Raw genomic sequence first — 23,086 nt, forward strand, 5'->3', positions numbered from 1 at the left:
GTTCACGCTCCTATGCCGTTCAACTTGTCGTCTTCCGAATCCGCTGCGCTCGTGCACGAGCCTCAATTTGTCCGCATCGCCGAAACGCTGCGCGAGCCGCTGCGCTTTTATCTCGACGGCCGCGAGGTCTCCGCGTTACAAGGCGATACGCTGCTGACGGCCGTGCTGATGCAACAACGCCGCATACGCGAAAGCGAATTCAGCGGCGCGCCGCGCGCCGGTTTCTGCCTGATCGGTGCCTGCCAGGACTGCTGGATGCGCACAGAAGACGGCAAGCGTCTGCGCGCTTGCTCGACGCTCGTCACCGAGGGGTTGCGTGTGCTCACGCGCACCGGTTCGGCGACCGGACAAGCGGAAGCCCGAAGCGGAGACACGCAATGAGCGACGATCGACGCATCGCGATTGTCGGCGCAGGCCCCGCCGGCGTGCGCGCTGCCGAAACGCTGGTTGCGGCGGGCGTGCGTCCCATCGTCATCGATGAAAACGCGCGCTGGGGCGGGCAGATTTATCGCCAGCCGCCGGCGCAGGGCGGCTTTCAGCGCTCTAAAAAAGCGCTCTACGGTTTCGAAGCGCGCAAGGCCGACGCGTTGCATACGACAATGTCCGCGCTACTGCCTCACATCGACTATCGCCCGGACACCCTGGCATGGGCTTGCGAAGCAGGTCGCCTTGACACGCTCGAGGCCGGACGCGAAATCAGCGTTCCCTTCTCGCAACTGATCATTGCGAGCGGCGCGACGGACCGCGTTCTGCCGGTGCCCGGCTGGACTTTGCCCGGCGTCTACACGCTCGGCGCGGCACAGGTCGCGTTAAAGGCGCAAGGCTGTGCAATCGGCCGGCGCGTGGTGCTCGCGGGCACCGGGCCTTTGCTCTATCTCGTCGCATATCAATACGTAAAAGCCGGCGCGCAGGTAACGGCTGTGCTCGACACGAGCCCGCTCTCGCAACAGATTGCCGCTGCACCCAAACTTGCGCGCCTTCCGTCGACCTTCGCCAAGGGCTTGTATTACGTTGCCTGGCTGAAGGCGCATCGCATACGCATCGAACGAGGCGTGAAGCTGGTTGGCATTCGTGGCGCGCAGAACGTCGAGGCAATCGAATGGCAAGCTTTCGACAATAGTTCGGTTACCGAATCAATTGCTTGCGACGCAGCCGGCATCAGCTTCGGGCTGAAGCCCGAAACGCAGCTCGCCGATCTCGCCGGTTGCCGGTTCCGTTTCGACGCGCTCAACCGTTGCTGGCTACCCGAACTCGACCCCGCTGGACGCAGCTCCGTGCGCGGCGTCTATCTGGCGGGCGACGGTGCCGGCATTGCGGGCGCCGACGCCGCCGAACTCGCGGGACGCCGCGCCGCGCTAGCCTTGCTCGACGATATAGGCATCCGGCATCCACGCGGACCCGGCATGAGCGACGCGGCATCGCTCGAACGGAGCCAGCAACGTATCGCTGTTTTTCGCGCGGGCATCGAGATCGCCTTCGCGCCGCCTCCCAAATGCGCTGAGCAATGGCCCGACGACATGACCGTCTGCCGCTGTGAGGAAGTCGACGCCGGCACGTTGCGGCGTTGCATTCGCGGCGGCGAGGCAAACGAGATCAACCGTCTGAAGGCGCTCACTCGCGTCGGCATGGGCCGTTGCCAGGGACGCATGTGCGGTGAAGCCGCGCTTCTATTGCTCGCGGAAGAAACCGGCCGCCCGCTCGAAGCAGTTGGCCGCCTGCGCAGCCAGCCGCCGGTCAAACCGATTCCTTTGTCGCCCGCCATGTATGCCGACGGCGTCCCCGAGATTCCCATGGAGGCCCGCGATGAGTGACAGGCTGCACTACGACGTGGCGATCGGGGGCGGCGGATTGGTCGGTTCGTCGGCGGCACTCGCGCTTGCGAAGCGCGGCTTACGCGTGGGTCTCTTCGAGCGGCGCTTTTGCGGCGCGCAGGCGAGCGGCGTGAACTACGGCGGCGTCCGTTGCCAGGGCCGTCCGGCCGAACAGATGCCGCTCGCGATGCGCGCGCGGCATATCTGGGACCGCTTGCCGGAGTTGATCGGCATCGACGGCGAATTTACCGTGTCCGGACATTTGCGCCTTGCTCGCAGCGAGAGCGATCTTGCCGCGCTTCAGCAATGGGCCGACATGGCGCGCGATCACGGACTGCACGCGCAACTGCTTGGCGGCACGCAGTTTCGCGAGCGCTATCCGTGGCTCGGCGCGGCGGCTATCGGCGGCTCGTTGTGCGCGACCGACGGTCACGCGAACCCGCGCCTCGTCTCGCCGGCCTTCGCGCGCGCCGCGCGTGCCGCGGGCGCGGACGTACGCGAGCAAACCGCATTGAGCGGCATCCATCACGACGGCAAGCGCTTCCACATGCGCGCCGGCGATACGCAAATCAGCGCCGACTGGCTCATCAACTCCGCAGGCGCATGGGCGAACACCGTCGCGGGCTACTTCGGCGAAAGAGCGCCGATGAAGCCGATCTATCCGAACATGTGGGTCACGGAGCCGCTGCCGTTGTTCATCACGCATAACCTCGGCGTGTATGGCGGCGGCATCTACGCGCGGCAGGTGGCGCGCGGCAACTGCGTGATCGGCGGCGGACGCGGACATGGCGACGGCGAATACGGTCAACCGTCAACGGAAACTACACGAGCCGTGATACGCGATGCCTGCGCGCTACTGCCCGCGTTGCGCGAAGCGCTTTTGATTCGCACATGGAGCGGCGTCGAAGGCGAGACACCCGACAGCAATCCGATCATCGGGCCAAGCCGCGCCGTGCCGCGCCTGTTGCATGCGTTCGGATTTTCGGGCGGGGGCTTTCTGCTCGCGCCCGGTGTCGGCGAGGTGCTCGCCGATCTCGTCATCGACGGCGCCACGGCCACGCCTCTCGACGCTTTTTCGATTGGCCGTTTCGCGCAGCTTGCTGCTTCATCCGTCGCTTAGATCTTACGTTTATGACACTCAGGAGCTCTTCAATGAAAATGTTCAGGACGATTGCGGCATTGGCCGCATTGTGTGCATTCGGCGCAGCGGCGCCCGCATGGTCGCAGACGAAGACGATTTACATCGGCATGAACGGCGGCCCGATGGAAAAGGCGTATACGAGCCAGGTGCTGCCCGACTTCGAGAAAGCGAACAATGTGAAAGTGGTCGTGGTGCCGGGCACGTCGTCGGATATTCTCGCCAAGCTGCTTGCGAACAAGGCGAGTCCGCAGATTCACGTCGTGTTTCTCGACGACGGCGTGATGGCGCGCGCGGTCAGCATGGGGGTGTGCAAGAAACTCGACGACTCGCCGGTGCTGAAGGAACTCTACCCGTTCGCGCGCATGAAGGACGACATGGGCGCGGGCGTGCAGCTCGGCATGACCGGCATTGCGTACAACAAGAAACTGTTCGCTGAGAAGGGCTGGGCGCCGCCTACGTCATGGATGGATTTCGCCGATCCGAAATACAAGGGCAAGGTAGTATTCCAGTCGGCGTCGAGCAGCACGTTTGGCCTGCACGGCTTTCTCGCGATCAACCGTTTGATGGGCGGCAGCGAGCAGAACGTGGAACCCGGCTTCACGAAATGGGCGAGCACCGTGGGGCCGAACGTGGTCGAGTATGTGCCGAACTCCGCGAAGATTTCGGAAATGGTGCAGACCGGCGAAGCGGGCCTCTTTCCGTTGACGCCGACGGCCGTCGGCGATCTGGCTGACAAGGGCATTCCTGTAGGGTACGTGAATCCGAAAGAAGGCCCGGTGCTGCTGCTCGTCGATCTTTGCGTGGTTAACAACAGCCCGGACCCGCAGTTGGCGCAGAAGCTCGCGCAGTTCCTGCTGTCCGCACCGGCGCAGACGAAAGCCGCGGAAGCGGGCAAGCAGATTCCGACAAACCGTCTCGCGAAAATGACGCCGCCGATGCAGCAAAGCCTCGGCAATGTAGAAGACCTCGTGCACAAAGTCACGGTGGTGGATTGGGACACGATCAACGCGCATCGCGCGCAATGGGACACGCGCTGGAACCGGCAAATCGAGCGTTAAGTCTCAGCGTCGTCTGAATGAAACGCGCGCCTCGTTGTCATGAGGCGCGCGTTTTTAACGTCATGTCAGTGACGGCTCAGAAGATCACCGAAACCGCCACCGCCAGCCAGATCGCCATGACGCCTGCAAGAAACAGATGCCGCGCAATGCGTATCCTGACGTCGCTAGTCTCGGGCTCGACGGGGCTCGTCGCCATCCACGGTACGAGCCCCAGGCAGCCAAAGCCGGTCAGTGCAAGTACGAACACGATGACATCGACAACGCGCCAGCCGGTCGGCTCATGCATTCCCCAGTAACCGAGAAACGCAATACCGATCGAAAAGATCGTGGCCGATGCCGCGCTAAGCGCGGGCACTGATCCGATTGGAGCCGGCATGTTCACCTCCGGTCATTGAGCGGTTACGGCAAACCTTCACTCTCACGACTCTCGGCTCACGAGGTGCGCGTTTGCCTCGCTTCATACGTCTTCAGATGGCTATACGCGATGCGCAGCAACGACAGGGCCTGTTCGCCCTTTTGCGCTTCGCCGCCGCGCGAAATCAGATCGCCGAGGATGTGATCCGCCTCGGTATGCGAGTGATTTTCCACGTCGCGCAACATCGACGCCGTGAGCGGCGACGGCGTGAAAAGCGTTTGCGTGGCGCGCGCATCGAAGTCCGGCGCCATCGTAAAGCCATTATGCAGCGCAACGGCGCGCGCCTCGCTGAGCAGGTTTTCGATTACACGCTTGCCGTCGGGCGCGGAAAGAATGTCGCCGATCGAACCGCGCATCAAACACGTGCTCGCCGCGAGCGAGGCCAGGAACACCCACTTTTCCCACATGCGCAGCAAGATGTTCTCGCTGACCGTGACGTCGAAGTTCGCGCCGGCCATTGCGTCGGCAATTGCTTGCACGCGCTCCGATACGCCGCCCGCCAGTTCACCGAAAGTCACTGCATGCATCTCGTTCAGATGCACGATCTGCTGATCCGCGTTGAGCGTCGCCGCGATCACGCATTGACCGCCGAGCACGCGCGATTTGCCGAACTTCTCGGTGAGCACGTCGATATGACGCATGCCGTTGAGCATCGGCAGTATCAGCGTCGATTCGCCGACGAGCGGTGCGAATGAATCGATTGCGTCATCGAGGCTATAGGCCTTGCAGCTCAGCAGCACGACGTCGAACGGTTCGGCGCTCACGCCCGCCAGAATCGTTTTGACATCGCGTTGCGTGAGATCGCCGCGCGGGCTTCTGATCACGAGTCCGTCGCGTTGGAGCCTTTCCGCCCGGCCGGCGCGCACGAGGAACGTGACGTCCTGTCCTGCCGCTGCGAGCCGTCCGCCGAAGTAACCGCCCACAGCCCCCGCCCCTACCACTAGAATTCGCATCTTTGGCCTCTCGAGTGAATGTCGTCGCTCGAAGCAATGTAGCAAAGATTGACGCAACGCACCGGACAAGCGCACATGCCAGGTGTTGCGTTATTGCGCGCTTTTCCTCGGCGCAACGGCGCAAGCCGTTCAACGCTTCGCGCAAACCGTGCTCTCGTACAGCGCCAGCATGCCAGCAACGTCCACGCCGACGCAGACCAGGCACTCGGGCCGCGTGTCCCAATCCGGCGCGGGCACGGGCATGATGGAAGGCTTCTGAATGGTTTGGCCGACCGCGATGCCGTCCGTCAGCACGCGCACTGGACCGCTGCGCGTGGTGTAGAGATGGGGCGCCAGCACATAAGCGACCGCTGACGAATCGTGCACAAAGATTCCCTTGAGTTGCGCGCTTTGCTGATGAAACGCTTCGTAATGCCGCGAGACGTCCCACACGAATTCGCCTGCAGCGCCGCCGCGATCGCGGATCGACGCCAGATAGCTCTGACTCATGATGGTGCGCTGCGTGACGTCGAGCCCAACAATCGCCACGGGCCACGGCGCGCCGAAGACGATGTCGGCGGCATCGGGGTCGCCGAGCATGTTGGCCTCGGCCGCGGGCGTTACGTTGCCCAGCACGCCGTGCGTGCCGAATGCGCCGCCCATGACCACCACCTGCTTCACGAGCGGCGCGATCTGCGGATCGTCGGCAAGCGCGAGCGCGAGATTCGTCAGCGGGCCGACCGCGACGAGCGTGACTTCGCCAGGATGCGCGCGCACCGTGTCGATGATGAATCGGTGCGCGGGCCGTGCATCGAGCGGTGCATGTTCGGTGACGCCCAGCACGATGTTGCCGAGTCCGTTGTCACCGTGAATCGCAGCGAGCGGCTGCGGCGCAGCGCGCTCGAGCGGCGCCGCAGCGCCTCGCGCAACCGGCACGCCTGGCGCGAAGCGGCCCGCGAGAAAGCGCGCGTTGTGCGTGGTGGTCTCGATTGTCGCGTTGCCAAATACACTCGTGAGTCCAAGCAGTTCGATATCCGGATGCAGCGCCTGGAATACGAGCGCCATCGCATCGTCCACGCCGGGATCGGTGTCGTAGATCAGCTTGTGCTTGCTCATAGATAGAACGCGTCCGGCAGTTGTTCGCGTGCGGTCGTGTCGCGCGTTGCACCGTGCAGATTGCCGAGGCGAATCGGCAGTTCCGGGCCGCCCAGTTCGATGATCACCTGGCGGCACGCGCCGCACGGTGCAATTGGACCCTCGGTATCGCCGATCACAGCCAATGCGGCAAACTGATCTCGCTGATAACCCGCCGCGATCGCGCTGAAAAATGCGGTACGTTCCGCGCAATTGCATAAACCGTACGACGCATTCTCAACATTGCAGCCGTCGAATATGCGGCCGTCTCTCGTCAGCAAGGCAGCACCGACCTTGAATTTCGAATACGGCGCATAGGCGCTTTCCCGCGCGACACTCGCGCGCTCCAACAGCTGTTCCATGTTCATGCAGGACATCCTGGATTCAATTGAGCATAATGAACATGCCCGCAATAATCGCACTCATCAGGTTCGAAAGCGTTGCCGCGAGCACCACACGCAACCCATAGCTCGCGACCTCGGCGTGACCTCGGCGCGGCGTTCCGGCGTTCCGGCGTTAAAGCCGCCTGTGAGCACCGCGGTCGACGCAAAGTTCGCAAACCCGCATAACGCAAACGACAGAACGGCAATAGTACGCGGATCGAGCGCATGCCTGCTGGCATTTCGCTTTGACTGGGAAAGATCGTGGTGACGGCGGAAAACGATTCGAGCTTCGACACGCCGAGCAATTTCTGAAACACCGTGCCGAGCGTGATTCAGCGCATCACGCCAGCTAGCACAGCACGGAAATCGGCGCGCTCGCGAAGATAATGTCCGGTAGCACGGGCATCGCGAATACGACGCCCCGGTTGCCGGACACCTGGAAGATGTTCGCCTGCACGAACCCGCCGAACAGGAACTCGATACCGGCATTGCCGTAACCGAGCACCCTGCGGAAGAGAAACGTTTAAAAGCGAAATTAATGCGATTTGGAAAAGAACACGACAGTGCCTTCCTGCGGCGTCAGCCCGAGGCTGAAATAGCCTTCGAGCCGCTCCGCGTCGGCGTCCTTTAGCGTGAAGGGTGCGCGGATAAAGCCGGAAACGACCGCATGGTCGTACCACACGCTCATCCACATGCGCAGCGCCAGTACTTCCGGCGATCCAAAACCCCATTCCTCGTGGGTCATGATCCTGCCTCCGTCGCGCGTTTTGCCGCCTAGGCGGCGATCGGGGTCACCCTCATGGCGGGCCGCTCATCAGGCGGGAATACGTGCCAGAAACCGTCGCCGTGACGAAAAAAGAATAGCGTCAACATGCCCGTCTCACGGTGTGCCTCGACACATATGCAGCGCCTGAGCCCCTGACGCGCGCATGGCTGCAACTGGATTCGAGCCGATGCCGCGCCGCTCGCGTCCAGCCACTTCTCGATGAGTTCGCGCAATGATCGCTGTGACGCCGCCATAGGTCCTCCGTCGGTTCCCATCATGCATCGTAAGACGGCGTTGGCAACGCCTCCATCGGCAGCGGCGGAATGTCGGCTCAGGAATCCCTGTTTTCGGACTCAGGATTTCCTGACGGGTCCGCATGGCCTACTCGGCGACGAGTCCGTGCCGGATCGCATAACGAATCAGGTCCGCATTATTGGCGAGGCCGAGCTTCTGCATGAGCCGCATCTTGTGCGTGCTGATCGTTTTAGCGCTGAGCGCGAAAGCGTCGGCGATTTCATTCAGGCTCTTGCCGAGCGCGAGCATTTGCAGAACCTGAAACTCGCGGTCTGAAAGAATTTCGTGCGGCGGCGCATCGCCCGAATAGGTTTCGAAGACGATTCCTTCGACCAGTTTCGGGTCGATGAAACGCCCGCCTTCGGCGAGCTTGCGAATCGCGGCGAGCAGCACGTCCGGATTGCTGTCCTTCGTGACATAACCCGTTGCGCCCGCACGCAACGCGCGTGAGACGACCTGTGCCTCGTTATGGATGCTCAGCACGAGCACCGGCAGCGACGGACGCTCCGAGCGAACGCGCCGGATCAGATCGACACCGCTGATACCGGGCATCGTCATGTCGAGCAGCAGCAGATCCACCTGGCATGTGCGCAGTTTCTCCATCACTTCGGAACCCTGAGCCGCTTCGCCGGCCACCACGATGTCGGGCGTCGTTTCGATTATCTGCTTGAGACCTCCGCGAACCAGCGGATGATCGTCGGCAATCAAAAGATTGATCATGTCTGAACCCCGTCCTGAAGCGGTATATGGATCGAGACCGAGGTGCCTGTTCCCGGCGCACTGTCGATCAGCAGCGAGCCGCCAATCAGACGCGCTCGCTCGCTCATGCCGAGCAATCCGTATGAATAGTCGCGGCGCGCCGCCTCCTGATCGAAACCGCAGCCGTCGTCGCTGACGTGCAGATCGAGTGCCGTCGACGTACTCGTCAACGTGACGTCCGCTCGCGTCGCGCATGCATGCCGCGCGACGTTGGTCAGCGAGGCCTGAACGATGCGAAACATTGCCGTTGCATGCGCATCGGAAAGCACCGGCTCGCTGCCGTTGAGGCGAAACTGGCACGCTAGCCCGCTGCGCCGACCGAAATCGTCGACGAGCCATTCGAGCGCCGACACGATACCGTAATTGAGCGCCGCAGGCCGCAAATGGCTCGCGACGTTGCGCACCATCCAGATGGTTCTTTCAACGAGTTCGCGCATATCGTCGGTTCTTCTCGCGACTTCCGGATCGCCTGAAAGACGCATTTTAAGCAGCGATACATCCATCTTGAGCGCCGTCAGCAGTTGGCCCAACTCGTCGTGAATTTCCATCGCGATACGCTTTCTTTCTTCTTCGCGAATGGCTTCCATATACGCGGACAATTCGCGCAATAGCTCGCGCGACTCCACCAGTTCCTGCTCGATCCGCTTGCGCTCGGTAATGTCGTAAAGGCCGACGAAAATCGCGGGCGCATCGTCATAGGTCGCGACGCGCGCTGTCGCGATGGCCCAGAACGTCGTGCCGTCCGCGCGCCTGAGCTGAACCTCGGTGTCGCGAAAGCTTCCCTCATGACGCAGATGTTCGACAAGCCGGTCGCGATCCGCGACGTCCGCGTACAACCCCGCGATATTCGCGACATGCGTGGTCAGGTAGTCGATACCGAAGAGCTCGCGCAACGGCTTGTTCGTGTACAGAATGCCCCCTTCGGGCATCGACGTGATGCAAAGCGGCACCGGACTCGTCTCGACGATCGTGCGGAAACGGAACTCGCTCGCGAGGAGCCGCGCCTCGGCACGCCTGCGTTCCTCGATCTGCAACTGCAGCGTCACGTTCGCGCGCGCGAGTTCGTCGGTGCGCTGCGCGACGCTTGCTTCGAGCCCATCGCGCACGCGCGACAACGCGGCCTCGGCTCGCTGACGCACGAACACTTCCTCCTGCAATTGCCGGTTCTGCGCGATCAGTTTCTGATGCATGCCCCGAAGCGCAAGATGCGTGCTGATGCGCGCCATCATTTCGTCGACGTGGACGGGTTTCGTCAGGTAATCGACACCGCCCGCCGAAAAGCCTTCGACCATGTCCTCACTGCCCGTGAGCGACGTCATGAAGATCACGGCGATATTGCGCGTGCGCTCGTCCGACTTCAGGCGCCGGCAGGTTTCGAAACCGTCGATGCCCGGCATTCTCACGTCGAGCAGAATCAGGTCGGGCTGCGAGAATTGCGCGCGTTGAATCGCCTCCGGGCCATCGAGCGCGACGAGCACCCTGAAGCCGCGCGCCACGAGACTTTCGACGACTATCGCGAGATTGGCCGGATTGTCGTCCGCGATCAATACCGTGGGCGAATCGTCGGCAGGCAGCGTCGCATTGTTCATCGCACCGCCTTGCGTTCGAGTTGCTCCTCGACGAGACTGAGCAGCGCTTTGGACTGGTAGCCTTTCGCGAGACCGAGAATCCGCGTGGTAAATGCGTGGTAATGCGGGTTATCCCTCGCGACGCGTTCGGCCCACAGCGCAATTTCCTGCATGTCGCCCCGGCGCGCGAGCAGGTGCAATTCTCCGAGCTCGTCGTCGGGCACGGCAACGGGTGGCCCAGCGGCTGTCTCCTGTGCAACGACCGGATGATCCGTGTCTGCGTAAATCCATTCGAGATCGAGCAAACGCGCGACTTGCGCGAGCAGTTTGTCGAAGTCGATCGGCTTGGAGAGAAACGCATTGGCGCCTGCTTCGAGGCTGCGCTGCTCGTCGGCGCCTGACGGACTCGCGGAAGTCGCAATCACCGGCACGTTCGAAAAGCCCTGAATCTCTCGCAATCTGCGGGTCGCGTCGAGTCCGTTCATATCTGCCATTACGATGTCGGTCACGATCAGCGCCGGGCGTTCGCTCAAGGTTTTCGCGAGTCCCTGGCGCCCGCCTGTCGCCTCGATGATCTCGAAGCCGAGCCGGCCGAGGAATTCGACCATCACCGCGCGGTTCATCGCAACGTCGTCGGTCACCAGCACCTTGCGGCGTGGTCCCTTGTAACCGGTCGCCATGCGCGTGTCGGCGACGGCCGGCGCGGCGGGCGGCGCGCCCGATGCGGCTTCGAGTTCGAACCAGAATACACTGCCGCGGCCAGGCTGGCTCTGCACGCGAATCTCGCTGCCCATTGCATGAAGGAACTGCTGACTGATGGTCAGGCCGAGCCCCGTGCCACCCGTGCCGCGTTCGGTATGCGCGATCTGTTCGAACGGTTCGAAAATGGTCTGAAGTTTATCGGCATCCATGCCAATGCCTGTATCGCGCACTTCGAAACAGACCTTGCCGGCAGCGCTCATTTCGATCAGCAGGCTAACGCTGCCGTGATCGGTAAAGTTCAATGCGTTCACCAGCAGATTGAGCAATACCTGACGCAAGCGCCGTTCGTCCGCACGCACCGCATCGGGCACATCGGGCGCCACGCGCCAGATAAAGTCGACATGCTTCTGCGCATTCTTCACTTCGACAATTTCGCGGATGGCGTCGAGCGTGGCGGCAAGCAGTACATCGCCCATCTCCACGCGCAACCGACCCGCTTCGATCCGCGCGAAATCGAGTGCATCGCCGATGAGTGCGAGCAGATGTTCGCCGCTGCGTTGAATGACGCCGACACCGTCGCGGTGCCTCTCGCTCAGGCTGGCGTCGCGCCGCAAGATCTGCGCATAACCGAGAATGGCGTTTAGCGGCGTGCGTAACTCGTGACTCATATTGGCCAGGAACTCGCCCTTCGCGCGGTTGGCCGCTTCGGCCGAGCGGCGCGCCTCGCGTTCGGCGGCGGCCTCGCGCTCGTCGAGATACGCGCGGTGCAGCCGCGCGCCCATCGAATTGAAGGCCGTCACCACGCGCTCGAGTTCGTCGGGCTCGCGCGGCGCGCGTCGGTTCAGCTTCAAGGGTACGCCGGGCTCGCGAAAATCGTACCTGTCGACGGTTCGAGCAAGCACCACGAGATGGCGTGTCACGAGCCGCGTCAGGATGAAGATGATGAAAAGCGAAACGAGGAAGATGTTGGCGGCTTGAGTCACGAGAATGAGAAGCGCCGTGTGCGTCAGATCATTGTACAGATCGCTCAATGTCGCCTGCACGTACAGCGTGCCGATGTGCTGTTCCTTGCCCAGCACGCGATACACGAGTGGGTATTCGCGCGCCATCGCGGGCCCGCTTGCCGGCTTGCCTGCCGACACGACCAACGGCGCCGTGCCACTTCCGGACTGGCGCACCTGGGCCATGCTGATATCCGCGAGACGCAGCATGCCGCCGAGTTCGAGCCGCAGTTGCGCATCGTCCAGCCGCCACAGCGCCTCGCCAAGACTATCGCGGTAGCTTTTGTCGATGTCCGCGAGGCGGTTCTCGATCAGCGCAACGCCTTCGCTGTATTCGCGATGAATTTGCAGCGCGGTCAGCAACAAGGTGAGCACGCAACTAAACAGTATCGCGATCGCAAGAAGCCGGAGCACGACACTGTGCTGGAACCGCCTGAGCGGATACCACCACTCTCCCATGAGGTTGACAGCCATATTGCCCCCGCAAGCATGGTGATGTCAGTACGTGTTCCGCGCTCGCGCGGCGGCTGCAATTGTCTGGCGCCCGCCATGAAGAAGCGGCTGTTGTTGCATTATGACGCCATGCGCGAGCATTGCCCGATTCTGCACCCGATCTGGCGCAATCGGCTCAGGACGACAGCCGGATTCCGGTCACGCCTGCCGGCTCGTGGATCGCGCGAAGCAGCAGATCGTCGACGCAATCGGCCAGTTCGCGAAGCATTGCCGTGGCATCGCCATCGAGTTCCGCCGGATGCGACTTGCGCAGTTCCCGCAGCGTTTCCCCGACCCGTCTGATCGCCCTCGGTCCGCTATCCACCAGCGGCCAGCAATGCATCAGATATCCCAATGGCGTAATGCTGCGTCGTTCGCACCAGATATCGAACAGCCGGAAACAGATCGAGTTGATATGCTCCACTTCATTTTCACGCTGCGACAGATAGGGAATCATCTCTGTTACCGGTTGGCCATTTTGACCTGTCCATCATAAAACCAGAGTTGTCGCGTAACAGTCAGGCAGCGCGGAAAATCCGCCAGGGCTATCCCGATTCGTGGGTAAGGAAATCCTGACCCCCTGCACCCGTTTCCGGTCAGCCATGCTGCGTTCCCAGTCTCGCGGCTACGGCGTACGGCCGCGCGCGGCGACCGGCCACTGCATCCAGTACTCTTCCGGAATCTTTCTGTCCGCTGCGGAAATATACCGGTTGTTCAGTTCGATGACTTTCCTCTCACCCAAATTGGCTTGCGCCAGCGCACGCTGAATGTATGGATGCGAATTGAACAGCCGCAAATAGGAGCCGTTTTTGTAAGCCGCCGCAAAGCCCCGCTCTATCGTAACGGCCAGTCCGGGATCGCGACGAGCGACATAGAAGAGAAAGTCTGACCGGTACTTCAGCAACAAACGTCTTTCGACCGTCAATTCCGGCTCCGCCTGCTTGCGGGATTCCAGTTCGGGAAATGCCTCGATCACGCCCCTGGGGTAATAATCTATTCGCCCCGCGCGCGTCATTGCGAATAGCGTGTCGGTGCTGGACGTTTCCACTTTCAGGCCGGCGTCGAGCAGAATATCCGTGTCCACCCAGCCGAGTCCCTGGCCTGCCGTCAATCGGCGCAGATCGGCCAGATTGTCGACCCGGTCGAAGTCGGCCTGACGGTCTTCTCTTATGACGAAGACCCGGTACCCGATCAAGCCGCGATTCACCGGAATATGCACTACGTTCAGCCCGCTTTCCGCCCGGCTATCCATGCTGGTCCAGAGAAGATTGATCGAGCCGCCCTCGGCTAGTTCGGCCAGAGCGCGGCCGCGCTCCATCGCGACATCGGCCTGACGAATCGTATAGGTCACGTTAGCCGATTTCATCGCCAGATCCAGCACGGCGAGAGCGAAAGCCGCATGCACCTCGCCGCCCGTGCGGATTCGCGGATGCACGATGTCGAATGCGGCTGTCGACATGGCACGCGGGCGGCCGAGCATGCCGGCCGTGCTCAACCCCGCGAGTACAAAGCTCCTGCGCTGCATGATGGTGTCGACGTCTGGTGAAAGCGCCCGAACGTCCCCGTGGCGCCCGGTATGTGTAAGCATCCTGTCACTACCATGAAAGCTTTGCAATGGGGAAAGCCAGGCGGAAGCGAATGCGGCAATTGCAATGGCAAGGTCGCTCGCCGGCCGCTCCGGCAGTCATGGAAAACCCTCGGCGCATGATAACCGGTGAGTCGGGAAAAGCTCCGGATAGCTAACTTTTATGAGCCACCACGTTAACAACAGTGTGGCCGCGTACCGTCCGAAAAACTCGCCGATGCTCTGCCGCGGCACGAATGATGCTCGGCAAACACATCGACGTTGTTGCAAGGAGTCAACGCCATGATGCTCTGGAGCCTTTTACGTTCGCCCGCGGAACAGCAGATCGCCGGCATGCCGGTGCCGTGCTCCGTGGCTCTCCCCGACGGCCAGCGCATCGGCGCGCGAGAGCCGCGTCTGTTGTTCGAGATCCGCGACATGCGGGCGCTGCTGCATCTGAGGCAGGGCGCGATCGGGCGACTGGCTGAAGACTACGTGGAAGGCCGGCTCGAAATCGAAGGCAGCATGCACGACCTCATGGCGGCCGCGCCGGCTTTGCTGCGCAGCGATCCTACGCAGGAAACACATGGCTGGCTGTTGGGCCACGTCAGCCGCACGCGCCGTGCAATTTGGGAACGCACGCATCATAGCCGTGCGAAGGATGCCGCGCAGGTCCAGCATCACTACGACGTCTCGGATGATTTTTACGCGCTGTGGCTCGACCCGCTGCGCGTGTACTCATGCGCCTATTTTTCTTCACCCGACATGTCGCTCGCCGACGCTCAGGAGGCCAAGCTCGACCACATCTGCCGGAAACTGATGTTGCGCCCCGGCGAGCGCTTTCTCGACGTCGGCGCGGGTTGGGGCGCGCTGTTGTTGTGGGCCGCCGAACACTACGGGGTTGCCGCGACCGGCATCACGCTCTCGAAGAATCAGCACGCGTACGTCAACCGGCTGATCGAGCAAAAAGGACTTCAGGGCCGCGTGACCATGCTCCTGCAGGACTACCGCGACGTCGAGGAATCCGCACCCTTCGACAAGATCGCCTCCGTGGGCATGTGCGAACACGTCGGCCGCCCCAACTTGCCGGCGTACTTTGCAAAGATGCGGCGGCTGCTCAGGCCCGGCGGCCTCATGATGAATCACAGCATTACCGCGGGCGGCGCCGACAACGCAGAAGTCGGCGGCGGCATGGGCGATTTCATCGACAGGTACATTTTTCCGGGTGGCCAACTAGTGCACGTGAGCGTGATGATGGATGCAATGGCACGCGGCAATCTCGAGCCGGTGGACGCCGAGTGCCTGCGCCCACATTACGCGCGCACGCTGTGGCACTGGGCCGACGCGCTCGAAGCCCATCTCGACCAGGCACGCGAAGTACTGGGTAAGGACGCTGAAAAAATCATCCGAGCATACCGGCTGTATCTCGCCGGCTCGGCAATGGGATTCGAGCGCGGCTGGACGTCGCTGTTCCAGATCATCGCCTCGCGGCCGACAGAATCGGTGCAGACGGACGACGGTTGCACCGCACGCATGCCGTGGGCACGCAGCGACTATCCGTTCAATCGGGCGTACATGTATGCGCGCAATGCTGGAAACGAGGGCGGCAAGGTGGTCGAACAGACGCGCGGCGAACGTGTAACGGGCTGACTTTTTTTCCGCCGCTGATGCTACTTCTGGCAGAAAGCGCTGGTTTCACATCTCACGCAGGGCATGACGCGCCCGGCGTTTTATATCATATTGAAATATAATTATGACCAGACGGTATTCGCGTTGCCAAGGGTTTCCCGGGTATCTTCGCAGCCCAGCACAATCGACTAACTCCCCTTCGCACCTTGTCCCGTTCCATCGTCCTGCGCTGGCTTTCCAGCTTCATTCCCGTACCGGTCACCGTTAAATGGCAGGAGCGCGCGCGCTCATGCCTAGGGGCTCTGCTCGGCATCGCATTCACCGGCGGCTCGATGTATCTGCTGTTGGGACCGGGGGCGAACATTCCGCTGCTGGTCGCCCCGATGGGCGCTTCCGCCGTGCTGCTGTTCGCCGTACCTGCAAGTCCGCTCGCACAACCCTGGTCGATCATCGGCGGAAATCTGGTGTCGGCGACGATCGGCGTGACCTGCGCGAACGTGATTGCCGACCCCACGCTCGCGGCCGCACTGGCTGTCGCGCTCGCCATCTGCGGCATGTTTGCGCTTCGCTGCGTACACCCGCCGTCCGGCGCGGTCGCATTGACTGCCGTGCTCGGCGGCCCGGCCATTCATGCGCTCGGCTACCGGTTCGTGCTCGAACCGATCGCGATACAGTCCGCTGCCTTGCTTGCCGCTGCAATCGCCTATCACGCCGCCACCGGTCACCGTTATCCGCACTCGGCGCGCGCGGCGCGCGGCGCGGCGGGCAGTGCCGCGGACAGCGCCTCGCGTGCCGGCTTTACACGCGCGGACCTCGAAGCGGTGCTCAAGCGCCGCAGCGAAATGCTCGACATCGACCCGGACGACCTCGAATCGTTGCTGCGCGAAACGCAGCTTCAGGCCTTTTCGCGCAGCTTCAACGAATTGACCTGCGAGAACATCATGTCGCGTCATGTGGTGTCGGTATCGGCCGGCACGCGCGCGGTTGCAGCGTGGGCACTGCTGAAGCGCAACAAGGTGAAAGCGCTTCCCGTGATCGACGCAAACCACAGTCTGCTCGGCATCGTCACGCGCGCCGACCTCGTTGATAAGAGAATCTTTGGTCAGTTCACGCCGTTCATCGCTTATTTCGACGGCTGGCTGCGTGGCGATGCACTGCGTGCCCCGACAGTCGGCAACGTGATGACCACCGACGTCTGCACGGTCAACGCAAACGCGCCGATTACCGACCTCGTGCCGATGTTCGCGGACTACGGTCACCACCATATTCCTGTACTCGATTCCACCGGGCATGTGGTCGGCATGATCACGCAAGTCGATCTGATCTCCGGGCTTTACCGACAGACCGTGGTGAAGGCGCAGCGGGCTGCTTGATCACAGCATCGCTTTGCGCGTGACGGCCCGGCGAGGCGCTGGAAGTCACGCCCACACTGGCATGCACCCCGCAAATTACATCATTTTGTGATATAATCTCCGCTTATTTTGACTGGCGGGTAGGCAATGAAAGAAAGGGCTAGCGGGCTGCGTAAAGCCGACTTCGAGCAACTGTCGGAGTTTCGCTATCAGATGCGGCGCTTCGAGCGGTTCTCGGAACAGGCGGCGCAGAACGAAGGCATCACGCCGCTGCAGTATCTCTTGCTGCTGCATATCAAGGGATATCCGGAGCGCGACTGGGCGACTGTCGGCGAGCTCGCGGAGCGGCTTCAGGCTCAGCATCATGGCGTCGTCGCGCTGGTATCGCGCTGTGAGGCACTCAGCCTCGTGCGCCGTCAGACTAGCGAGACCGACCGCCGCCAGGTTGAAGTACACATTGAAAAAGCCGGTGAACGTGTGCTTGCAAGACTCGCCGAGCTTCATCGCGCCGAGCTCAAATCGCTCAAGGGCGCCTTCCAGGTTCCACAGATCGACCTTGACTAAACATGAACATGGACTTCCACAAGCGGGACTTCTCCGCGAACGCACGGCTGCCGGGCATTTTCGCGCTTGCCGCCTGCATCGGCGCGGTCAGCACGCTCGCCGCCTTCGTGCTGCTGAACCTGATTCATCTCTTCACGAACCTGTTTTTCTTCGGCACATTGTCGTTTGTCGAACATTCGCCTGCGCATAACAACCTCGGCCTGTGGGTCATTGGCGTGCCGATAATCGGCAGCTTGATCGTCGGGTTGATGGCAAGGTTCGGCTCGGAAAAGATCCGCGGGCATGGCATTCCGGAAGCGATCGAGGCGATCCTGTTTGGCAAGAGCAGAATGTCACCCAAAGTGGCGGTGCTCAAACCGCTTTCGTCGGGCATCGTGATCGGCAGCGGTGGACCGTTCGGTGCTGAAGGGCCGATCATCATGACGGGCGGCGCGCTCGGTTCGCTGATCGCGCAATGCTTCAAAGTCACGTCCGCGGAACGCAAGACGCTGCTCGTGGCCGGCGCCGCCGCCGGCATGACCGCGGTGTTCGGCACGCCCGTGGCCGCGGTGCTGCTGGCCGTCGAATTGCTGCTGTTCGAATGGCGGCCGCGCAGTTTCCTGCCGGTGGCCGTGGCCTGCGCGGTAGCCGGTTTTGCTCGCGCCGCGTTCTTCGGCACAGGTCCGTTGTTCCCGCTCGAAACAGCCGCGCCAGATGGGTGGTCGCTGTTTTCCTGCCTGATTGCAGGGCTTTTGTCTGGCGCGCTTGCATCGGGGCTTTCTGCCGCGCTTTACAAAACGGAAGACCTGTTCGGCAAGCTGCCGATCCACTGGATGTGGTGGCCCGCTCTCGGCGGAGTTGTAGTGGGTATCGGCGGCTGGCTTGAGCCCCGCGCACTCGGCGTGGGCTACGACGTGATCGGCGACCTGCTGCATCAGCACATCGCATTGCAGATCGCCATCGTGCTGCTCGCGGTGAAAGCCGTCATGTGGGTCGTCGCGCTCGGGTCGGGCACATCCGGTGGTGTACTCGCCCCGCTGCTGATGCTCGGCGCGGGACTCGGCACGGTTCTCTCGCACTGGCTGCCGGGCAATCAACCTGCACTGTGGCCGCTTGTCTGCATGGCCGCGACGCTCGGCGCAACGCTCGGTGCACCGCTGACCGCCATCGTATTCGCATTCGGCCTCACGCACGACAGCAACGCGCTATTGCCGTTGCTCGCCGCAACGCTAGTCGCTCACGGCTTTACGACGGTGACGATGCGCCGCTCGATCATGACCGAGAAAATCGCGCGACGCGGCTATCACATCTACCGCGAATACGGCGTGGATCCTCTTGAACGCCATCACGTGGATGAAGTGATGACGGCCTCGGTCGAGTCGATCGATGCCGACATGACAGTCGGCGCGACACTCGACACGTTCTTCGGCGCAAAGCAGACACGGCGCGCGTACCCGGTGGTGCGTGACGGCGTGGCGATCGGCGTGGCCGATCGCGCGCTACTCGAACAGTTCCGCGACGAAGACCCGACTCTGCGGCACGCCATGAGCGTCGCAGACGTCTTCGCTCGGCGCTCACCGGCGTTCGCCTTGCCCTCCGAGACCTGCCGTCTTGTCGCAACGAGACTGGCGGTGCACGGCCTCGAACGATTGCCTGTTGTCGCCGATGCCAGGTCGCTGCGTCTCGTCGGCATCGTCTCGCGCAGCGATCTCGTCAAGCCCTCGCTCAGTCACTTCGAAGAAGAGCACAAGAAGGAGCGCTTCCGTCGACTGACGCCGGCGCGCGGCAAGCGGCGATTTGCACCCATCGGTAAAGCGGGCTAATCGCGTCTCGTCCGCTTCAATGTGAAGCGGACTGCGCCGGATAGACGAGTAATCCATCGGGTTGCGCGTTCGCGCCCGGCGTGACGGTTGCCGCGTTCACGTGATGCGCGTCCATGATGTGCATGACCGTTTCGCCGTGCATCAGCAGGTAATCCGTGATGATGCGCCGGTGACAACGCCACCACACTGCTTCCGAGCACATGATCGCGCAACGCCGGCGATGACCCAGTTCGCGAAGTTCTGCCAAGCTCTTTTGAAAAGGGTCCGTCATTGCGTAATCGGCATAGTTTCGGAACGCCGGATGCGTCCAGTACACGTTCACAGACGGAGCCTCGTCCTTGCGACGGCTGCGGCGGCCGCCAAGTTCAGCCAGATGAACGTAGTCGATATGTGCCGGCGCCAAGGAATCTGGCAGCGTATCGCGATTGAACTGCGGGTTGGTCCGCGAACGTGGAATGCTGCGCACGTCGACCAACGTTTCGATATCCGAATTTTTCAGCAGTTCAATAAACTCGGACAGCGTGCGCGTGGAGTGCCCGATCGTAAAAAATGGCTGCGCCATCGTGACCTCGTCGGCTTCGTGTGTTATCGGATTGTATCGCCAGCAAGGCGTCGATCAAGCGCCTTCCTGCGCGCACTTTCCGCACGCATTCTGCATGCCCGCGATTCGCGTTGCGCCGCGCGTGGATCGCATGCAGCTCAATTGCTCGCCGAGACCGCTGTCACCGTGTCAGGAACATCCCAGCCACCGCCGAGCGAGCGGTACAAGCCGACGGCCGCAAGCGCATGCTCGCGCCTCGCCTGGTTTAACGATTCGGCGTCGCGCAAGTACGCCTCCTGCGCGGCTAGTACATCGAGGAAACTGGACGCACCGCCTTTGTATAGTTCACTCGACAAACGCAGCGCATGATCCGATGCATCCAGCGCACCGCCAAGGCGTTCCACTTGTACAGCGCCGTTCACCAGTTCACTGCGATTGTCTTCGATCTCCTTTAGCGCCTGCAGCATCGTCTGCTGCAAGCCGAGTTGCGATTCGCGCATGCGGCTCTCGCTTGCATCGATATGAGCGGTGATGCGGCCCGCGTTGAAGATCGGGCTCGTCGCGCTCAATGCCGCGCTAAAGAGATTATCGGTCAGCGTGGGTAGTCCGACATACGAAGCTGCCAGCAAGCCATCGGCGAGATTCAACCTGAACTTTGGGTAGCGCTCCGCCTTCGAGACGCCCACTTCCGCCGCGCGCCGCTCGACAGCTGCATACGCGGTGCGCACGTCGGGCCGCTGCAATAAGGCTTCGGAAGGAAGCACTTGCGGCACGCGCTGCGCGGGCACAGGAATGTCGCGCGCATCCGCAAGCAGCAACGTATCGACGCTCTCTGGCGTGCGCCCCGAATAGACCGCGATCAAACTGAGTTGATGCTGCACGGCGGTCTGCATGCGCGGAATCTGTGCCTGCAAATCCTCCAACTGGTTCTGCGCGCGCGCGACATCGAGTTGCGACGAAAGGCCGTAGTGCAGACGCTGTTGTGTGAGCTTCAGCGCGCGGGCGCGAATCTGCTCGTTCTCGCTGAGAATCTGCAATTGCGCCTGCGCCCAGCGGAGGTCGATATAGGCCGCTGCCGCACTCGCGGCGAGCGCGAGCCGCACCTGATTCAACGCGGATTGCTGGCCCGACACTTGTGCCTGCGACGCCAGAACGGCCAGGCGCTCCCCGCCGAATACGTCGGGCGCCCAACTCGCCGTCAGACCGACACCCGCTTGACGCACGTAACCGAGCGGCGGCGGTGTGTTCTGACGCGAATACGATGCGTTGGCGCCGGCGTTCAATTCAGGAAGCAAGGCAGCGCGATTCTGCGTGACCAGGTCCTGCGCCTGCCTGACGCGCTCCACTGCCGCCTGCACATCGAGGTTGCCGGTCAGCACCGACTCCACGAGCCGATGCATGACAGGGTCGCCGAACTGATCCCACCACACGTTGGCACTCACGGCGTCTTGCTGAGCATCGACACTCCACGTTTGCGGCGCGAGCGTGTTCACCGTTTGCGGCAAATCGGCGTGCGTCGCCGGTTGCACGGCGCACGCGGTAAGCGTCAAGAATAGAGCGCTTGTCAGCAAGTTGATAGCGATCGCTTTCATTATCAAGTCCTCAGTGGGCATCGGGCGGCGGCGCGGTATTGCCGAACGGGCGCGAGAACAACACGCTCAATAAACCCACGACAAAACAGAGCGACACGGCGAGAAAAGTGTCGGAGAAAGTCAGTACCAGTGCTTCACGCATTAGAACCGTGTGTAATGCGCCGAGTCCCGCGTTGGCCGCATTCAGCGCGTTTCCACCGAGTGCCGAGAAGTGCGCGGTTTGCTGCTGCAAGATCGATTCGACTACCGGACGCCCCGCCGTCAAATGTTCATCGAGCCGCTCGTAGTGCAGATTGAGCCGGTCGTTCAGCATCGTGCTGCTCACCGCAATGCCGATTGCGCCGCCCAGATTGCGCATCAGATTAAAGAGGCCACTTGCGGAACGAAGTCGAGACGGCGGCAGCGAACCCAGCGCCATCGTGACGATTGGGGCAATGCTGAACTGTTGTCCGATGCCGCGCAGGGCCTGCGGAATCAGCAACTCCTGCCAGCCCCATTCATGAGTGAGCGGCACATACAGATAACAACCGAGGCCGAACAACGCGAGGCCAAATACCATCAAGAGGCGCATATCGACAAAGCGCGCGAGCGTAGAGTACGCAACAAGAGCGAGCAACTGGAAACAACCTACCGACAACAACGCAAGGCCGATCTGCAACGAGTCGAAGCCGCGCACACGCGAGAGAAACACCGGCGTCAGGAACACCGTGCAGAAGATCCCAATGCCTGTGATAAACGACAACAGACTGCCGATGCCGAAGTTGCGAACCGCCAGCGCGCGCAGATCGACAATCGGCTCATTGGCGGTGAATGCATGCACGAGGAAAAGAAATCCGCAAATCGCCGAGATCCACGTGCACAGAACGATCACGTCGTCACCGAACCAGTTCTTGCGCGGCCCTTCCTCCAGTACATATTCGAGGCAGCCGAGAAAGCCGGACATTAGCGCAATGCCCAGGTAGTCGCCTTTTCTCAGCAACGACAGATCGGCTCTATCCACATGCACGTATTTCGGCACCATCAGCGCGACGGCAAGACCTGGCACGAGGTTCAGATAGAACAGCCAGTGCCACGACCATTGCGACGTGATCCAGCCGCCGATCACGGGCCCCACAGTCGGCGCGAGCGATGCAAGCGCGCCGATGGTGGTCGACGCGATCAGGCGCTGCTTGCCCGGAAACAGCACGAATGCCGTGGTGAACACGGTTGGAATCATCGCTGCGCCGAGCGCGCCTTGCAGCCCGCGAAACAGGATCATCGAATTGATGTCCCATGCAAGGCCGCACAACATGCTCGTGACGGTGAAGCCGAGCGCCGAGAACGCGAATAGCCAGCGTGTGGAAAACACGCGCGTAAGCCAGCCCGACATCGGAATGACCAGAATCTCAGCGATCAGATACGAGGTCTGTACCCAGGACAACTCGTCCTGACTCGCGGACAAGCCGCCGCCGATATCCTTCAGCGACGACGCGACGATCTGGATATCGAGCGTCGCCATGAAAAAGCCGAGGCACATTAGCGCGAATGCAAAGACCTTGGTCCGCATCGGCTGATCCGCGGGATTAGCGGGAATTTCGGTCATGATG

General features: G+C 62.0%; 22 protein-coding genes and 1 pseudogene. 8 read left to right on the forward strand and 15 right to left on the reverse strand.

From position 1 onward, the window contains the following. The first annotated feature begins 12 nt into the window (after positions 1-12). Genes F759_RS0120950 through F759_RS0120965 form a run of 4 tightly spaced genes read left to right on the forward strand, consistent with a single transcriptional unit; the run spans position 13 to position 4,010 of the window. Entirely contained in the window at positions 13-381 is a 369-nt protein-coding gene (locus F759_RS0120950) for a (2Fe-2S)-binding protein (RefSeq protein WP_036024872.1), read from the forward strand. Further along, positions 378-1,811 carry an FAD/NAD(P)-dependent oxidoreductase gene (locus F759_RS0120955; RefSeq protein ID WP_027801599.1) on the forward strand — a complete coding sequence of 478 codons (1,434 nt, stop codon included), beginning with the start codon at positions 378-380 and terminating at the stop codon, positions 1,809-1,811. Before F759_RS0120950 ends, F759_RS0120955 begins: the two co-directional genes overlap by 4 nt. After that, positions 1,804-2,931, forward strand: coding sequence for an NAD(P)/FAD-dependent oxidoreductase (locus F759_RS0120960; protein ID WP_027801600.1), 1,128 nt, complete (start codon positions 1,804-1,806; stop codon positions 2,929-2,931). Before F759_RS0120955 ends, F759_RS0120960 begins: the two co-directional genes overlap by 8 nt. Before the next feature lie 32 nt (positions 2,932-2,963). Then, positions 2,964-4,010: an ABC transporter substrate-binding protein gene (locus F759_RS0120965; RefSeq protein ID WP_027801601.1), complete on the forward strand. Its 1,047-nt coding sequence runs from the start codon at positions 2,964-2,966 to the stop codon at positions 4,008-4,010. 76 nt (positions 4,011-4,086) lie between these two features. Here the strand turns inward: F759_RS0120965 and F759_RS0120970 are convergent, their stop codons facing one another. The 12 genes and pseudogenes from F759_RS0120970 to F759_RS0121025 all read right to left on the reverse strand — a co-directional run bounded on the left by F759_RS0120970 (position 4,087) and on the right by F759_RS0121025 (position 13,981). Further along, entirely contained in the window at positions 4,087-4,386 is a 300-nt protein-coding gene (locus F759_RS0120970) for a hypothetical protein (protein ID WP_027801602.1), read from the reverse strand. Positions 4,387-4,442: 56 nt separating this feature from the next. After that, positions 4,443-5,378 (reverse strand): 2-dehydropantoate 2-reductase, encoded by a 936-nt coding sequence (gene panE, locus F759_RS0120975; protein WP_027801603.1) that lies wholly within the window; start codon positions 5,376-5,378, stop codon positions 4,443-4,445. A gap of 129 nt (positions 5,379-5,507) precedes the next feature. Further along, positions 5,508-6,473: a nucleoside hydrolase gene (locus F759_RS0120980; protein WP_027801604.1), complete on the reverse strand. Its 966-nt coding sequence runs from the start codon at positions 6,471-6,473 to the stop codon at positions 5,508-5,510. Further along, positions 6,470-6,859 carry a cytidine deaminase gene (locus F759_RS0120985; protein ID WP_027801605.1) on the reverse strand — a complete coding sequence of 130 codons (390 nt, stop codon included), beginning with the start codon at positions 6,857-6,859 and terminating at the stop codon, positions 6,470-6,472. Before F759_RS0120985 ends, F759_RS0120980 begins: the two co-directional genes overlap by 4 nt. 16 nt (positions 6,860-6,875) lie before the next feature. After that, a pseudogene (locus tag F759_RS45175) lies at positions 6,876-7,096 on the reverse strand (nucleoside transporter C-terminal domain-containing protein); the annotation flags it as partial. 127 nt (positions 7,097-7,223) lie between these two features. After that, the gene (locus tag F759_RS44185; protein ID WP_244438870.1) at positions 7,224-7,379 is read right to left on the reverse strand and encodes a hypothetical protein; all 156 of its coding nucleotides are present in this window, start codon (positions 7,377-7,379) and stop codon (positions 7,224-7,226) included. Between the two features lie 30 nt (positions 7,380-7,409). After that, positions 7,410-7,619: a hypothetical protein gene (locus tag F759_RS0120995; protein WP_027801606.1), complete on the reverse strand. Its 210-nt coding sequence runs from the start codon at positions 7,617-7,619 to the stop codon at positions 7,410-7,412. Between the two features lie 402 nt (positions 7,620-8,021). Continuing rightward, positions 8,022-8,654, reverse strand: a complete 633-nt coding sequence (locus tag F759_RS0121005; RefSeq protein WP_027801608.1) for a response regulator — start codon at positions 8,652-8,654, stop codon at positions 8,022-8,024. Further along, a complete protein-coding gene (locus tag F759_RS0121010; protein WP_027801609.1) occupies positions 8,651-10,282 on the reverse strand; it encodes a hybrid sensor histidine kinase/response regulator in 1,632 nt (543 codons plus the stop codon). Before F759_RS0121010 ends, F759_RS0121005 begins: the two co-directional genes overlap by 4 nt. Beyond that, positions 10,279-12,438: an ATP-binding protein gene (locus F759_RS0121015; RefSeq protein ID WP_027801610.1), complete on the reverse strand. Its 2,160-nt coding sequence runs from the start codon at positions 12,436-12,438 to the stop codon at positions 10,279-10,281. Before F759_RS0121015 ends, F759_RS0121010 begins: the two co-directional genes overlap by 4 nt. Positions 12,439-12,592: 154 nt before the next feature. Continuing rightward, entirely contained in the window at positions 12,593-12,913 is a 321-nt protein-coding gene (locus F759_RS0121020; RefSeq protein WP_027801611.1) for a hypothetical protein, read from the reverse strand. Between the two features lie 168 nt (positions 12,914-13,081). Beyond that, the gene (locus F759_RS0121025) at positions 13,082-13,981 is read right to left on the reverse strand and encodes a hypothetical protein (RefSeq protein ID WP_036024873.1); all 900 of its coding nucleotides are present in this window, start codon (positions 13,979-13,981) and stop codon (positions 13,082-13,084) included. 342 nt (positions 13,982-14,323) lie between these two features. On the opposite strand from F759_RS0121025, the gene F759_RS0121030 reads away from it, so the two are divergent. The 4 genes from F759_RS0121030 (at position 14,324) to F759_RS0121045 (ending at position 19,367) form a co-directional block, all read left to right on the forward strand. Continuing rightward, the gene (locus F759_RS0121030) at positions 14,324-15,670 is read left to right on the forward strand and encodes a class I SAM-dependent methyltransferase (RefSeq protein ID WP_027801613.1); all 1,347 of its coding nucleotides are present in this window, start codon (positions 14,324-14,326) and stop codon (positions 15,668-15,670) included. A gap of 185 nt (positions 15,671-15,855) precedes the next feature. Then, entirely contained in the window at positions 15,856-17,022 is a 1,167-nt protein-coding gene (locus tag F759_RS0121035; RefSeq protein WP_027801614.1) for an HPP family protein, read from the forward strand. Positions 17,023-17,148: 126 nt separating this feature from the next. Next, positions 17,149-17,565, forward strand: coding sequence for a MarR family winged helix-turn-helix transcriptional regulator (locus F759_RS0121040; protein ID WP_027801615.1), 417 nt, complete (start codon positions 17,149-17,151; stop codon positions 17,563-17,565). 2 nt (positions 17,566-17,567) lie between these two features. Continuing rightward, a complete protein-coding gene (locus F759_RS0121045) occupies positions 17,568-19,367 on the forward strand; it encodes a chloride channel protein (protein ID WP_027801616.1) in 1,800 nt (599 codons plus the stop codon). Between the two features lie 16 nt (positions 19,368-19,383). On the opposite strand, the gene F759_RS0121050 is transcribed toward F759_RS0121045, so the two are convergent. The 3 genes from F759_RS0121050 to F759_RS0121060 all read right to left on the reverse strand — a co-directional run bounded on the left by F759_RS0121050 (position 19,384) and on the right by F759_RS0121060 (position 23,082). After that, positions 19,384-19,929, reverse strand: coding sequence for a DUF488 domain-containing protein (locus F759_RS0121050; RefSeq protein WP_027801617.1), 546 nt, complete (start codon positions 19,927-19,929; stop codon positions 19,384-19,386). Positions 19,930-20,066: 137 nt separating this feature from the next. Further along, the gene (locus tag F759_RS0121055; protein WP_027801618.1) at positions 20,067-21,500 is read right to left on the reverse strand and encodes an efflux transporter outer membrane subunit; all 1,434 of its coding nucleotides are present in this window, start codon (positions 21,498-21,500) and stop codon (positions 20,067-20,069) included. A gap of 10 nt (positions 21,501-21,510) precedes the next feature. Further along, positions 21,511-23,082 carry a DHA2 family efflux MFS transporter permease subunit gene (locus tag F759_RS0121060; protein ID WP_027801619.1) on the reverse strand — a complete coding sequence of 524 codons (1,572 nt, stop codon included), beginning with the start codon at positions 23,080-23,082 and terminating at the stop codon, positions 21,511-21,513. Between the last annotated feature and the right edge of the window lie 4 nt (positions 23,083-23,086).

It is taken from the genome of Paraburkholderia dilworthii (assembly GCF_000472525.1).
Classification (GTDB): domain Bacteria; phylum Pseudomonadota; class Gammaproteobacteria; order Burkholderiales; family Burkholderiaceae; genus Paraburkholderia; species Paraburkholderia dilworthii.

Bases quoted from the DNA above. Each gene is read 5' to 3' on its own strand.
- F759_RS0120950 (WP_036024872.1), top strand. From the start codon at position 13: ATGCCGTTCAACTTGTCGTCTTCCGAATCCGCTGCGCTCGTGCACGAG.
- F759_RS0120955 (WP_027801599.1), top strand. From the start codon at position 378: ATGAGCGACGATCGACGCATCGCGATTGTCGGCGCAGGCCCCGCCGGC.
- F759_RS0120960 (WP_027801600.1), top strand. From the start codon at position 1,804: ATGAGTGACAGGCTGCACTACGACGTGGCGATCGGGGGCGGCGGATTG.
- F759_RS0120965 (WP_027801601.1), top strand. From the start codon at position 2,964: ATGAAAATGTTCAGGACGATTGCGGCATTGGCCGCATTGTGTGCATTC.
- F759_RS0120970 (WP_027801602.1), bottom strand. From the start codon at position 4,386: ATGCCGGCTCCAATCGGATCAGTGCCCGCGCTTAGCGCGGCATCGGCC.
- panE (WP_027801603.1), bottom strand. From the start codon at position 5,378: ATGCGAATTCTAGTGGTAGGGGCGGGGGCTGTGGGCGGTTACTTCGGC.
- F759_RS0120980 (WP_027801604.1), bottom strand. From the start codon at position 6,473: ATGAGCAAGCACAAGCTGATCTACGACACCGATCCCGGCGTGGACGAT.
- F759_RS0120985 (WP_027801605.1), bottom strand. From the start codon at position 6,859: ATGAACATGGAACAGCTGTTGGAGCGCGCGAGTGTCGCGCGGGAAAGC.
- F759_RS0120995 (WP_027801606.1), bottom strand. From the start codon at position 7,619: ATGACCCACGAGGAATGGGGTTTTGGATCGCCGGAAGTACTGGCGCTG.
- F759_RS0121005 (WP_027801608.1), bottom strand. From the start codon at position 8,654: ATGATCAATCTTTTGATTGCCGACGATCATCCGCTGGTTCGCGGAGGT.
- F759_RS0121010 (WP_027801609.1), bottom strand. From the start codon at position 10,282: ATGAACAATGCGACGCTGCCTGCCGACGATTCGCCCACGGTATTGATC.
- F759_RS0121015 (WP_027801610.1), bottom strand. From the start codon at position 12,438: ATGGCTGTCAACCTCATGGGAGAGTGGTGGTATCCGCTCAGGCGGTTC.
- F759_RS0121020 (WP_027801611.1), bottom strand. From the start codon at position 12,913: ATGATTCCCTATCTGTCGCAGCGTGAAAATGAAGTGGAGCATATCAAC.
- F759_RS0121025 (WP_036024873.1), bottom strand. From the start codon at position 13,981: ATGCAGCGCAGGAGCTTTGTACTCGCGGGGTTGAGCACGGCCGGCATG.
- F759_RS0121030 (WP_027801613.1), top strand. From the start codon at position 14,324: ATGATGCTCTGGAGCCTTTTACGTTCGCCCGCGGAACAGCAGATCGCC.
- F759_RS0121040 (WP_027801615.1), top strand. From the start codon at position 17,149: ATGAAAGAAAGGGCTAGCGGGCTGCGTAAAGCCGACTTCGAGCAACTG.
- F759_RS0121045 (WP_027801616.1), top strand. From the start codon at position 17,568: ATGAACATGGACTTCCACAAGCGGGACTTCTCCGCGAACGCACGGCTG.
- F759_RS0121050 (WP_027801617.1), bottom strand. From the start codon at position 19,929: ATGGCGCAGCCATTTTTTACGATCGGGCACTCCACGCGCACGCTGTCC.
- F759_RS0121055 (WP_027801618.1), bottom strand. From the start codon at position 21,500: ATGAAAGCGATCGCTATCAACTTGCTGACAAGCGCTCTATTCTTGACG.
- F759_RS0121060 (WP_027801619.1), bottom strand. From the start codon at position 23,082: ATGACCGAAATTCCCGCTAATCCCGCGGATCAGCCGATGCGGACCAAG.